We start from the raw sequence: 13,153 nt of genomic DNA, 5'->3' as shown, positions 1-13,153 counted from the left end.
GCGGCTTACTCGATGTAAGTACCCACTTCAAGGTAGGCTCCTGGCATGAACGTAGGTTCGCAGCGCACAGAGGCGCCGGCCGGGCAGGCCTCCGGGACTCCGCCGGCCGCCGGCACCGTCTTCGACCCGGACTGCCCGGCCCGAACCGTGCTGGACCACGTGACCGGGCGGTGGGGCGTCCTCATCCTGCGCACCCTCACCGGCGGCCCGGTTCGCTTCGCCGGGCTGCGCGACCGGATCGGCGGCATCAGCGAGAAGATGCTCTCCCAGACCCTGCGCACCCTCGCCCGCGACGGCCTGGTGGAGCGCACCGTGGAGCCGACCGCCCCGCCGCAGGTCAGCTACTCGCTCACCGCGCTGGGCGCCGAGCTCACCGAGCCGCTGGGAGAACTGGTCGACTGGATCGCCCGGCGCGCCCCGGAGGTGGTCGCCGCCCAGGAGGCCTATGACGCGCGGTCGGCGCAGGCGCAGGGGCGGGCGCAGGATCAGGCGTAGACCGTCGCGCCGGCGCCGGCCACCGTCAGGAAGATCAGGCCCGCGAAGGCGTAGGCCATCCACCGGCCGCCGGGCGCGCGGGGGCGGTCCGCCCGGCCGGAGCGGCCGGAGCGGTCGCCCTCTCCGCCGAAGGCCAGCAGGACCCCGCCGACCAGCAGCATCAGGCAGGCGATCCAGAGCGCGTGGGTGTACCACGGCCAGCCCCGGGTGAACTCGGGGAGCACCGAGCGGAGCGGGCCGCCGGGGATCACCCGGACCGCCGCCCAGCCCGCGCTGGAGGCCACCAGCAGCGCGGCGGCCCGGATGCCCAGCCGCTCCGCCGGGCGGACCCGGGGCGCGGCCGCGGACGCCTCCCGGGTCCACCCGGTGCGGTGCACGACGCGCCCGCAGAGCACCACCAGCACCGCGATCCCGCCGACCAGCGGGATCCACACCCTGCTGGTCGGGGAGCCGAGGTCGCCCAGGCGCGCGGCGAACTGCACCACCAGCAGGAGCGCGCCGCCCAGGCAGAGCATCCCGCCGGACCGCACGACCCAGGAGAACAGCTCCGGCCAGGAGGCCCGCCGCGCCCGGAGCCGCCCGCCGGGCGGACCGCCGGAGCCGTCGCCGTCGGAGCCGCTCTGCTCAGAACCGGGGGTGGACACCTGCTCCGCCTGCTCTCCTCAAGTGATCGCGCGGGGGACGGAACGTCACCTTATCTCCGCCCGACCACCGTTCCGCTCGCCCCCGGCGGCGGAACGGCCCGGTATCCGCCGTGTCACACCGCCGCCCCGACCGAACCCGCAGCGGGGCGGCCCGCCCGGCGCCCCGGCGGAGGCGCCCGGGTTCAGTGCGCCCCGTGCTCCGGGGCGACGTCCTCGGGAAGCAGTTCGCGGAGCTGCTCGACGCCGGGCTCCTCCCCTTGCTGCGCCATCCGCTCGATCCTCCGGGCCTGCCGGGTCACGCTCTCCTCGAAGAGCTTGCGCACCTCGCGGCCGTTGCCGTCGGCGAAGCGGTCCGGGTCTGCGCGGACGGTGCCGCCGACCGCGGCCAGCGTCGCCTCGGGAGCGGTGTACTCCTTGGCCTCGGCGGTCCCGCCGAAGATCGCGGCCAGCTCATCCGCGGTGTAGGGGTCGAAGACCACGGTCCGGGAGAACCGCGATGCCAGACCGGGGTTGGCGGCGAGGAACCCGTCCATCTCACCGGTGTAGCCGGCCGCGATCACCACCACCTCGTCGCGGAAGTCCTCCATCAGCTTGAGCAGCGTGTCGATGGCCTCCTGGCCGAAGTCGTGCCCGCTGCCTCCCCGCCGGGCCAGGGTGTAGGCCTCGTCGATGAAGAGCACTCCGCCGCGGGCCTTCTCGAAGACGTCCCTGGTGCGCTGCGCGGTCTGCCCCACGTACTGGCCGACCAGATCGGCCCGGGCCACCTCGACCACCTGCCCTTCGGCGAGCACCCCGAGCGCGGCCAGCAGCTCGCCGTAGATGCGGGCCACCGTGGTCTTGCCGGTCCCGGGCGGCCCGGCGAACACCAGGTGCCGGGAGGGCAGCGGCGCCTCCAGCCCTGCGGCCTGCCGCCGCCGACCGGCCGAGATCAGGCTGGTCAGCTCCGCCACCTCGTGCTTGACCGCGGCCAGGCCGATCATCCCGTCCAGCCGTTCGAGGAGCCGTTCGGCCTGCCCCGCGTCCCGGGCCTCGCCGACCCTGGCGGTGAGGCCGGCGTCGACCACCCCGTCCAGGTCCTCGGGCAGCACCAGGGTCAGGGCCTCGACGCTGGTCGCCCCGGTGTCGACGATCCGGCCCGCCTGGCGCTGCATGACCTCCTCGAACATCCGGCGCGCCTCCCGGCCGTTGCCGAACGACTCGTCCCGCACCTGGTTCTGGAAGTGCCGCAGGACCAGTTCGCGGACCCCGTCGCCGAGGACGTAGCCCTTGCCCTCGGCCATACCGGCGAAGACCGTGGTGAGCTGCTCCGGGGCGAGGTTCTCGAATGCGACGACCCTGGACACCCGCGACTTCAGCCCCGGGTTGGCGGCGAGGAACTTCCGCATCTCGTCGGAGTAGCCGGCGAAGACCACCACCACGTCGTCGCGCAGGTCCTCCATCAGCTTGATCATCGCGTCGATGGCCTCCTGCCCGAAGTCGGATCCGGAGCCGAACTTCCGGGACAGCGCGTAGGCCTCGTCGATGAAGAGCACCCCGCCGCGCGCCTTCTCGAACAGCGCGGTGGTCTTGCCGGTGGTCGCTCCCAAGTGCTGGCCGACCAGGTCGGCCCGGGACGCCTCGATGAACCCGCCGCCGCTGAGCACACCGAGCGAGCACAGGATCTCGCCGTAGAGCCGCGCCACCGTGGTCTTACCGGTCCCGGGCGGACCGGAGAACACCAGGTGCCGGCTGATCTCCAGCTCGGGCAGCCCGGCCTCGCGTCGCTGCTCGCTCACCCGGTTGAGATTGATGAGCGCGCGGACCTCCTTCTTCACCCCGTCCAGGCCGACCATCGCGTCCAGCTCGGCCAGCACCTCCTCCAGCGGGCGGGCGCCGTCCTCCGCGGAAGGGCCGGAAGAGTCCGCACCGCCGCTGCCCGCGGGGACCTTGACCGTGCCGTAGGTCCCATCGGTGAACTCGGGACCGGCGTCCTCCATCTCGGTGTCCTCAAGCTGAAGGATCGCGCCGTCCTCGACGTAGACGCCGGGGGTTCCGTTGTCGCGCAGGGTGCAACGGACGAGGCGGAGGCGGCCGCCTTCGTCCACCCCGGCACCATAGCCGTCGGCTCCGGAGAATTCCGTCTCCTCTACTGTGGCGTTGCCCCCTTCCAGGACTCCGATTCCCAGACCAGGAGAAAGAACAGAGGAATTCTTCAGAACGACCCGACCGCCTTCACCAACCTGGATGCCGCACGCGTCCGCGGCGCCCTCCATTTTGGCGCGGTCGATTTCCACATAGCTCCCCTCTCCAACCAGGAGACCGGTGTCGCACTTCTTCACTTCAAGGTCGGAGATTTTCGAGACCCCATCCTCCTGTGCCGCGACCCCTATAGCAACGTCAGACATAGAGATATCCGACAGCGAGTTGGATCCTCCACTGATCACCGCGCCATATCCGCACCCACCCCCAGTGAAATGAAACTTACGACCTTGAATTCGCCCTCCCTTGACGAACAGGGCGGCGAACGATTTACCAGCCACTTTCTTCCCCCCGAACTCCTTAACCTCCACATCCTCCAGTTCACCACTGCACTCCTCCAGCAGGATTCCATTGCACAGAGCCCCGACGATTTCCACTTTCTTGAGGACGACTCTGCTCTTATCTGCAACGATCCCGGTCGACCCGGCCTGCTCCACCTTCACCCCGGAGACGGACAGAACGGAGTCGGCCACATGCACACCCGTCTCCTTCGAACCACTCACCACGCAGTCCTCCAAGCGGACCTGCGCACCTGAGCGCACATAGAAGGACATATTGCCCGGAACACCTCCATTCAGCCAAACTCTCCTAAATGAGGCCTCAACCTTCCCGGAGGCGATTATGGACACCCCCTTACTCGAATTCACTCGACAGTCGGAAAAATCAACAGAAAGAGCATCTTCAACATAGACAGAGGGCCATGATTCACCGCCCATTCCGTTTAATTCGCAGTCCCGCACGACCGCGCGCACCCCAGATCGGATACTCAAACCGTTTTGCTTGACCGGTCCATCGAACCGGAGCCCACGGAGGTCGACTTCTCCGCCATCGAGAATCTGCAATCCGGACGCCTCGAATCGACTACCGACCACCACTCCCTTGGCGCCGACCCCTTTGAAGCCGCCACCGGCGAACCGGCAGTTCTTCACCTCGAACGAGGCGTCGTTCACATTGACGGTGCATTCGGCGCTGAAGACGCAGTCCACGGCGACGAGGGACGTCTCCGGATGCATGTACACCGGCGGGTATTTTTCGGCCCGGCTGTTCACTTCGATGCCGTAGAGCTCCAGCCGGCCCTTGCGAACGTTGAACACATTGGTCGGCTCGCCCATCAGGGACACCGTCACGGTCCCCGGCCCTTGCGTGGGCACGATGATGACGTGGCGCCTGATGACCTGGCTGCTCGACACCGTGTAGTGCCCCGGATCCACGTGCAGGTAGAGGTCGGCCCCCGCGTACTGCGGATGCTTCAGGGCCTCCTCGATGCCCCACACCGCGCCGTAAGCCGTCTGCGACACGTGGACCGTATACATCCATGCACTCCATTGGACCGGGATCGGGAGGACGTCCGCACCGCCGCACTCCGGAGCACCGGTGTCCGCGGCGGTGCGCTCCGTACGCTATCGCCTGCCCTGTAGGGCATCCCGAGCCCGGTCGGAGGGTTCCGGGAGGTGTGCTCCGGCCCGTGTGCTAGGGGCGGACGTCCTCCGGGAGCAGGTCGCGGAGCTGCTCGATGCTCGGGTCCTCGCCGGACAGCGCCATCCGCTCGATCCTCCGGGCCTGGCGGGCCGTGCTCTCCTCGAAGAGTTTTCGCACTTCGCGGCCGTTGCCCTGTGCGTAGCGGTCCGGGTCGGCGCGGACCGCGTCGCCGACCGCGGCCAGGGTGGCGTCGGGGACCGCGAAGTCGGCCTCGGCGGCGGTGGCGGCGAACACCGCGGCCAGTTCCTCGGCGGTGTAGGGGGCGAAGACCACGGTGCGGGAGAAGCGGGAGGCCAGCCCCGGGTTGGCGGTGAGGAAGCCGTGCATCTCGCCGGTGTGGCCGGCCGCGATCACCACCACCTCGTCGCGGAAGTCCTCCATCAGCTTGAGCAGCGTGTCCACCGCCTCCTGGCCGAAATCGGCCGCACCCGCGGCACGGGAGAGGGCGTAGGCCTCGTCGATGAAGAGCACCCCGCCGCGGGCCTTCTCGAACACCTCCCGGGTGCGCTGCGCGGTCTGCCCCACGTACTGGCCGACCAGGTCGGCCCGGCCCACCTCGACCACCTGGCCCTGGGCCAGCACGCCGAGCGCCGCCAGCAGCTCGCCGTAGATCCGCGCCACGGTGGTCTTCCCCGTCCCCGGCGGGCCCGCGAAGACCAGGTGCCGGGAGGGCGGCCGGGCCTCCAGCCCGGCGGCCTGCCGCCGCCGGCCCGCCGAGATCAGGCTGGTCAGCTCCGCCACCTCGCGTTTGACGTCGTGCAGGCCGACCATCGACTCCAGCCGGGCGGTCAGGGCGCGCGCCTGCCGCTCGTCGCGCGGGGCGCCCAGCCGGGCGGCCAGCCCCGGGTCCACCACGCCCTCCAGGTCGGCGGGGAGCACCAGGGCGAGTTCGCGGGCGGTGGTCCCGCCGTCCGCGACGAGCCGGCTGGCCTGGCGCTGCACCACCTCCTCGAACATCCGGCGCGCCTCCCGGCCGTTGCCGAACGACTCGTCCCGCACCTGCGTGCGGAAGTGCCGGACCACCAGGTCGCGCACGCCGGGGCCGAGCACGTACCCCTTGCCCTCCGCCATCCCGGCGAAGATCTCGGCGAGCTGGTCGGGGCCGAAGTTCTCGAACGCGATGGTGCGCGAGACCCGCGACTTGAGCCCGGGGTTGGCGGCGAGGAAGGTGCGCATCTCGTCGGAGTAGCCGGCGAACACCACCACGACCTCGTCGCGCAGGTCCTCCATCAGCTTGATCAGCGCGTCGATGGCCTCCTGGCCGAAGTCCGAACCGGAGCCGAAGGTGCGGGAGAGGGCGTAGGCCTCGTCGACGAAGAGCACCCCGCCGCGGGCCCGCTCGAGCAGCTCGGTGGTCTTGCGGGTGGTCTCGCCCAAGTGCTCGCCGACCAGGTCGGCCCGGGACGCCTCGATGAACACGCCCTCCCGGAGGATGCCCAGCGAGCGCAGCACCTCCCCGTAGATGCGGGCCACCGTGGTCTTGCCGGTGCCGGGCGGGCCGGAGAACACCAGGTGCCGGCCGAAGTCCAGCTCGGGCAGGCCGGCGCCGCGCCGCCGCTCGTTCACCCGCTGCAGGTCGATGAGGGAGCGGACCTCCTGCTTCACCCCGTCCAGGCCGACCATCGCGTCCAGCTCGGCCAGCACCTCCTCCAGCGGGCGGGCGCCCTCGGCGGGCGGGGCGGGCGGCGGGTCCGCCGGGGCGGGGTCGGGGGCGGGGGCCGGTCCGGGCCGGTCGGCGCCGACCACCGCCCAGGCCTGCCCGCCCTCCTCGTCGCCGGTGAACGCGCCGACCCGCTGCTCCACCCCCTCCAGCTCGGTGTCGACCAGCTGGAGCACCGCGCCCTCTTCGGCGTACACGCCGTTCTCGCCGTTGTCCCGCACCGTGCAGCGGACCATGTGCAGCCGGCCGCCGCCGGTGACCGCGGCCCCGGCCCGGCCGGCCCCGGAGAGCAGGGTGTCCTCCAGGGTGGCGGTGCCGCCGTCGATGACGCCCACGCCGCCCGCGGCCCCGCCGGCCACGGACTCCTTCATCAGCAGCCGGCCGCCGTCGCCGACGTGCACCCCGTCGCTGACCGTGGTCCGCACCTTCGCCCCGGTGACCTCGACGTAGCCGCCGGACATGACGTTGATCGCGTTGCTGCCGCACATCGTGGCGGTGAGCCCGTCGACGGTGAGCGAGCACCCCTCGGCGACCCACAGGCCGCCGCCGATGTCGGAGAGCTCCACCCGGCGCAGCGCACCGCCCCCGCCCTGCGCGGTCACCGCCTGCCTGCCGCGGTTGCCCAGCACCCGCAGCCCGTCCAGTTCCACCCGGCTCTCCTCCAGGTAGAGGCTGGGGTAGGCGGCGTCCGCGCCGGCCGCGGCGCCGGTGATCTCCACCGAGGAGAGCAGCGCCCGCGCCTCGCGCAGGTGCAGGCCGTTGGCCTCGGGGTCCTCGATCCGCACCCCCTCGCCGGTGATCCGCCCGCCGTCGACCAGGATCCCCTGCCAGGACGGGCCGGTGACGCGCAGGCCGGCCACCCGCGCCTGGGCGCCGCTGACGTAGAGCCCGATGCCGGCGCCGGTGATCTCGCACCCCTCCAGCACCGCTTCGGCCTCGCCCTCGACGTGCACCGACGCCCGGCCGGGGCCGCCGCCGTCCACGGTCAGCCGGGTGAACACGGCGCGGGCCCGGTCGGTGACGAGCACCGAGATGTCGGGGCTGCCGCCGAGCCTGCAGTCGGTGAGCACCGGGGCCGCCCCGTCCGCGACCAGCAGCGCCGGCTTCTCCGCGGAGCCCGCACCCTCGAAGGAGCAGTCCCGCACCACCGGCTCGGCCTGCGCGGTGACCGTCATGCCCGCGGCCCCGCCGGACCCGGTGAAGGCCAGCCCCTCCAGCTGGGCGGCTCCGGCGCCGCCCACGGTCAGCCAGGCCCCGTCGAACGCAGTCTCGGTGACGCTCCCGCCGCCGCCGAACATGGCCAGCCCGCCGCCCTCGAACCGGCACCGGACGAGCTCCACCGGCGCCTGGTGCGCGTCGATCTGCGAAGGGGCGGTGAACGTGCAGTCCTGGGCGTAGAACGACGCCCCGGGGTGCAGCGACACCGGCGGGTCCTCCTCGGAGCCGCCGACCACGTCCACCCCGTACAGCTCCAGCCTCCCGGAGACGACGGTGAACACCGGCGCCCGCCCGACGGCCACCGTCACCGTGCCCGGCCCCTCGGTCGGCACCACGACGACGCGCCGGTCCACCAGGTGCGCCTCGGGCACCACGTACTCGCCCGGGTCGACGTGCAGGTACAGGTCCATGCCCGCGCACTGCGGGTGCCGCAGGATCTCATTGAGGTCCGACGCGGCGCCGCGCGCGGTCTTCGACACCTGGACCGTGAACATCCATGCACCCCAGAGAACCAGTCGCCGCGAACCCTCTTCCGCACCGCCGGTCCCGGACACACGCCCCCAACGGTGTGTTCCGTACGGTATCGCCCGCCCCCGCCCCGCGTTCGGCCATCGGCGGCCATGTCCGGCCGCTTCTTCCGCAGCCCGGGCGCCCCTCGGCCGCGGGGAGGAATTCCGGACACCCCGACGGAGCAGGAAGGACGCTCCCGAAGTCCGCAGACCGTCGCGTTCCCGGCGCCCGCCTCCCGTTTCGGGGCGGCGCCCGGACGGCGCACGGACCGGCGACGCTGCGTAAAATCCCCGTCGGCACAACGAAATCGGCATCGGAGACGTCACGTGAGCACACCCCCGGCCCCCGGCGGCAACCGCTTCTATCCCCCACCGCCTCCTCCCCCGGGGCAGCCCGCCGCCGGCGGTCGGCCGCCGAAGCGGAACTTCGGGGCCATAGTGCTGTCCGCGCTGTTCGGCGCGGCGGTCATGCTCGTCGTCGTCATCCTGGTCATGGTGAACTTCGGCTCCGGAGACGAGGGGGAGGAGACCGCGGCGCCCGCCCAGGACAGCGCCGGCGACACCGCCCCCTCGGAGGAAGAGAGCGACTCGGAGACCGCTCCGAGCGGTTCGGCGGAGACCACGACCGAGGAGAGCGAGGCACCGGAGGAGGCCGTGGTCCTCTTCGGCCCTGAAGAGCTCGTCATCGACCTGAGCGACGACGGGCAGAACATCGACCTGGACTCGGACCCGCCGCTGGTCACCTCCTCCTCCATCGGAGGCGCCGACCTGTCCCTGGAGCCGGGCTCCAGAGCACCGAGCATGTCCACCGAGGGGTACAAGCCCTACCTCGCCCCGCTCCCCGAAGGCGGCGAGCAGCCCGGCCCCGAGGAGTGCCTGGACAACGTCTCGACCAACGGCACCTACGACGGCGACTTCGAGCGCGGCGCCCGCTTCTGCCTGCAGACCGGCGAGGGCCTCCCGGCCTACTTCGAGGTGACCGCGGCCCCGAAGGGCAGCGGCGAGAACACCATCGAGCTGACCATCTGGGAGTCCCCCTGAGCGGAGCGGCCGGGGTCCGGTAGGCCCGACCCGGCGAGGAGGCCTACCGGCCCCGGGGCCGGGCCCCGCAGTACGGCGAAACCGCCGAAGGCACCGCCCGGACCCGGCGTCCGGAGGGCCGAGGAAGCCTGAGAAGACGGAGCCTCGGCCCTCCGGGAGCGAACCGGCGGCGCAGATCCGCGTACCGGTCCCCCGGAGGGGGCTCCCGGCCGCCCTCTTCGGCCTGTGCGGCGGGGCGGCACTGCGTAGAATCCCGTCGACGCACCGGAACCGGTGCGGCGGGGGCCGTCCCGCCGCCGGGACGGCCGCGTGCCCCCCTGCCGATCGTGACGCGACGGAGCACACCATGACCGACAACGTGCCGACCCTCGACGGGATCTGGAACCAGGGCTGGCAGTCCGCAGTGGCGCTCCGCGAGGCGCTCCTCGGCGGCGAACCGCTGCCGGAGATGCCCTACGTGCCCGTCCGGCTGGAGCCCGGGGAGAAGGCGCACGCGGCGGTCGTCCTCGACTACTCCCGGTACTACGGGATGGACGTCTCCTACCAGCAGAACTCCAACTTCTACTTCGGGTCCCCGCTGTTCGTCGCCACGGGGCTCGCCGCGGACGCGATCGGCAACGCTTCGGCACGCGGCCGCGCGGAGGCGATGGCCCGGGCCCAGTGGCGCGAATTCCAGCAGGTCACCGTGTACGTGACCAGCACCCGGCTGCTCGCGCTGGTGGAGGGCACCCGGTGGCTCTCCTGGTACCACCAGGGCAGCATCCAGGTGCACACGCTGCTCGGCGAATGGGCCGTGGTGCAGATGTTCCCCGACTGCGAGCCGGTGCGCTGGCAGGGGCCGGCCGCGCCCTGGCTCGCCGTGCTCCTGGTCTACCTGGTGTTCGGCGAGGACAACCTGCGCCACCACCCGGAGCTGTCCGCCCTGGGGCCGGCCTTCGGCTGACCCGGCCGGACATCCCCTTCCCGGAGCGGGCAGGCCGGCCAGAGCGCCTCCGGCGCTGCCGGGCCTGTTCTCAGGCGGCTTCTCAGGCGGCCTCACCCCTTCACGTGAGACCGCCCCCGGGTTCCCTTTCCGGACGTCTCCGGCGCTCGCTCTCGGGCCGTGCTCCGTCACCGGCCGCCGGGGGCGGGGGCCAGGCTGATCAGGCCGCAGCCGTACCCCTTGGCCCGTCCGACGCCGCGGGTGAGAGACGTGCGCAGGGCCTCGGCGTCGGCGACCTCCATCAGCCCTTCGAAGGTGACGGTGTTGAGGACCACCGGTTTGGCCTTCTTCTCCCGCCAGAAGCGGAGTTTCCGGCTGTCCCTCACCTCGACCGCGCGAGCGGGGCGCCCGTCGGCATCGGCGTCAGGGCGGCCGACCCGGCCGGGCAGGAGCCGGAACCCCCATTTCTCACTCCGCTCCGCGAACCATTCGACCTGCGCCTCGACGCCGACGAGCGGGACCCTCCCGCCCCGGGGGCGCTTTCCGTCCGGGCTCCCCTGCTCCGGTTCTGCCGGCGGAAGCGCCTTGACCGGGTTGACCGTCACCCGGAAGATGTAGCGCTGCCCTTCCCCCAGCCGGTCCAGCAGTGGACCGTACTCCCTGGTCTCGAAGGCCCGGTCCGACTCCGGCCAGCCGTAGGGCTCGGTGACGTGCCTCATGCTCGGCCTGTCCGGCGAGACCGTCCACAGCACCGGCCGCCGGGGATCGTCTCCGTCCAACCGCCAGAGCACCCGCGCCCCCTCGGCCGCATCGGACGCCGGCGACTGCGGGAACGCCTGCATCACGGCCGCGTGCAGCTTCTGCGGGTTCCCGATGAAGGGGACGGCCCCACGCCGGCGAGGATTGATGAACGTCCTGGTCAGGTACACCTCACACCTCCTCGTTCAGCGCGGGGAGAAGTCCCAGCGCCGCCTCGCCGTCGAAGAGCGGCGGTTCGTCTTCTTCCTCCTGCGGCGGCCCGGAGCCCTCCGGGCCGACCGGCAGCCGGCCCGGCTCAATGTGATCGTGGCGGACCGGACGGTGCGCGAAGACCCGATCGAACGCGGCCCCTCCCGCCGGGAGGTCGTCGATGAGCTCCTCGCCTTCGGGGTGGTCGAACGCCACGGCCAGCCGCTCGGGGGCCTCGCGGCGCCGCACACGCCGCCACTTCGGCACTTGCCACGGGATCAGCGAGGAGAGCGCCCGGTGCGCCCCCGCGGCGCCCTCGAACCGCGCGATGAGCACGGGCCGGTCCGGCGGGCAGGAGCGGCGGCCGAGGAAGAGGGGGTAGCGCGGTCGGCGCAGCGCTTCCTCGAGCCGGCGCAGCAAGTCGCGCTGCCCGTCCGTCCGCCCCGCGAACGCCGCGGTGAAGACGGCGTCCTGCAGGTAGTAGCGGCGCGAGATCTTCCCTTCCCCGGGTTTCAGCATCTTGCCGTCGGCGGTGGGCAGCCGCTGCTCCTTCGGCGCCAGCGGCCCGTGGGAGGCCGCCGACATCGTGTGGTAGTCGATCAGCAGCTCGCCCGGCCGGTCCGTGCGCACCCCGAACTCCAGTGCGGCCAGATCGGACAGGTCCGCCCCGCGCGGCCGGCCGAGCGCGGCCGCGCACAGCCCTACCACCCCCGACTTGGTCGGGTGGCTCAGCGTTCCCCGGGTGGTGAACCGGGTCCCCCCGCCCCACGACTGCAGCGGGCCGCCCAGCCGCAGGGCGAGCACGTCGACCTGCTCAGCCATCCCCGCCGCCGATCAGCTCGGCCAGCCGGCCGCGGACCCGGTCCAGCGCCTTGGGCAGCGGTACCGGCTCCGCCGGGACCCGCAGGCCGCCCCCGACCGCCTCGGCGACCCAGTCCGGGGAGGCGGTGGCGACCGTGTCCGGGGCGCTTCCGTACTGCTCGTCCTGGGCCGCGTGGTAGTCGACCAGCCGCCGCACCGACCGGGCGGTGTAACCGAGCAGGTCGCCGTCGTCGTTCTCCGCGGTGACCGGGCGCTCGAACGCCCCGGCCAGGCTGACCGGCTGGTCGTCGCGGATCGAGAGCAGCACGTAGTCCGGCCGGGTGTTGTTGGCGAAGGTGGTCCGCTTCCCGGTGGGCATGCTGAGCAGGAAGGCCCTGGCGAACGCGGTGGCCGCCTCGGCGGCGAACCCGCGGTCCCCGTCGAGGTTGCGGACCAGGCTCTCCAGGTCGACGGCGGCGTACCGGTACATGGTGGCGGCGTTGAACTCGATGCTGCCGATCATGCCGGCGCCCGTCTCGTCGGCGTCCTGGGCGGCGTCGTCGACGGCCGTGTAGTAGTCGAACTGGGCCTCCACCGCGTGCGTGGAGATGGCGTGCGCGACCTGGCAGGCGGCGTCGACGTTGAGCTCGGGATCGGTGGCGATCATCCGGCCGAACAGGGCGACCGCTGGCGGGTGGCCGCCGTCGATCGCCTCCCGGAGCCCCAGCTCCTTGGCGGCCTTCTCGAACCTCTTGGCGTCGCCCACGGCTCCCAGGACCTTCTCCTCGGCCCCGACCAGGAGCTCGGCGACGCGCCTGCGCTGCTCGTCGCCGAGGAAGAGCAGGTACTCGGTGGTCGGCCGCTTCCCGTTCTTCCCGGCCTTGGTCTTGACCTTGAAGAGCTCCTTGACCGCGGTCTCAGCGATCTCACCCGCCCGGTCGGCCAGGTGCGGGGCGAGGGCGGTGATCTCCGCCTCCAGCTTCTCCGGCAGGCGCTTGGTGCGCTGCGACTCCTGGAAGCCGGCCGAGGCCCGCTCCAGCTCCTTGCGCGCGGCCCGCTTCCACGCCTGGGAGGAGACCCGGAGCCGCCGCGCCCCGCCGTACAGGGCCGTCTTCGGGCTGCCGTTCTCGTCCCGGTTGATGTTGGCCGGGGGGACCGACTGGATCGCGTGCACGTCCAGGAAGACCATGGGGATTCG

At 72.2% G+C, this 13,153-nt stretch carries 9 protein-coding genes; 3 read left to right on the top strand and 6 right to left on the bottom strand.

What is annotated here, in order from left to right; translation table 11 throughout:
* Positions 1-45: 45 nt before the first annotated feature.
* A complete protein-coding gene (locus tag J0910_RS07390; protein WP_420157771.1) occupies positions 46-495 on the top strand; it encodes a winged helix-turn-helix transcriptional regulator in 450 nt (149 codons plus the stop codon).
* Here J0910_RS07390 and J0910_RS07385 read toward each other — a convergent pair.
* The 3 genes from J0910_RS07385 to J0910_RS07375 form a co-directional block, all read right to left on the bottom strand.
* Complete coding sequence (locus J0910_RS07385; protein ID WP_420157770.1) at positions 486-1,139, bottom strand: hypothetical protein; 654 nt, start codon at positions 1,137-1,139, stop codon at positions 486-488. The genes J0910_RS07390 and J0910_RS07385 overlap by 10 nt on opposite strands.
* A gap of 182 nt (positions 1,140-1,321) precedes the next feature.
* The gene (locus J0910_RS07380; protein WP_420157769.1) at positions 1,322-4,690 is read right to left on the bottom strand and encodes an AAA family ATPase; all 3,369 of its coding nucleotides are present in this window, start codon (positions 4,688-4,690) and stop codon (positions 1,322-1,324) included.
* A gap of 157 nt (positions 4,691-4,847) precedes the next feature.
* Entirely contained in the window at positions 4,848-8,228 is a 3,381-nt protein-coding gene (locus J0910_RS07375; protein ID WP_420157768.1) for an AAA family ATPase, read from the bottom strand.
* Positions 8,229-8,681: 453 nt separating this feature from the next.
* Here J0910_RS07375 and J0910_RS07370 point away from each other — a divergent pair, with 453 nt between their 5' ends.
* Both J0910_RS07370 and J0910_RS07365 read left to right on the top strand, forming a co-directional pair.
* Positions 8,682-9,284: a hypothetical protein gene (locus tag J0910_RS07370; RefSeq protein WP_420157767.1), complete on the top strand. Its 603-nt coding sequence runs from the start codon at positions 8,682-8,684 to the stop codon at positions 9,282-9,284.
* Between the two features lie 346 nt (positions 9,285-9,630).
* Positions 9,631-10,227 (top strand): hypothetical protein, encoded by a 597-nt coding sequence (locus J0910_RS07365; protein ID WP_420157766.1) that lies wholly within the window; start codon positions 9,631-9,633, stop codon positions 10,225-10,227.
* 167 nt (positions 10,228-10,394) lie between these two features.
* Here J0910_RS07365 and cas6e read toward each other — a convergent pair whose 3' ends face one another.
* From cas6e to cas7e, 3 genes are read right to left on the bottom strand one after another with little or no spacing between them, the layout of a single operon-like run.
* Positions 10,395-11,135, bottom strand: a complete 741-nt coding sequence (gene cas6e, locus J0910_RS07360) for a type I-E CRISPR-associated protein Cas6/Cse3/CasE (RefSeq protein WP_420157765.1) — start codon at positions 11,133-11,135, stop codon at positions 10,395-10,397.
* Between the two features lies 1 nt (position 11,136).
* Positions 11,137-11,976 carry a type I-E CRISPR-associated protein Cas5/CasD gene (gene cas5e / locus J0910_RS07355; RefSeq protein ID WP_420157764.1) on the bottom strand — a complete coding sequence of 280 codons (840 nt, stop codon included), beginning with the start codon at positions 11,974-11,976 and terminating at the stop codon, positions 11,137-11,139.
* Entirely contained in the window at positions 11,969-13,144 is a 1,176-nt protein-coding gene (gene cas7e, locus J0910_RS07350) for a type I-E CRISPR-associated protein Cas7/Cse4/CasC (protein WP_420157763.1), read from the bottom strand. Before cas7e ends, cas5e begins: the two co-directional genes overlap by 8 nt.
* Positions 13,145-13,153 lie beyond the last annotated feature (9 nt).

It is taken from the genome of Nocardiopsis oceanisediminis, assembly GCF_048595525.1.
In the GTDB taxonomy this organism is placed as follows: domain Bacteria; phylum Actinomycetota; class Actinomycetes; order Streptosporangiales; family Streptosporangiaceae; genus Nocardiopsis_A; species Nocardiopsis_A oceanisediminis.
This window is presented reverse-complemented; position numbering and strand designations above follow the sequence as displayed.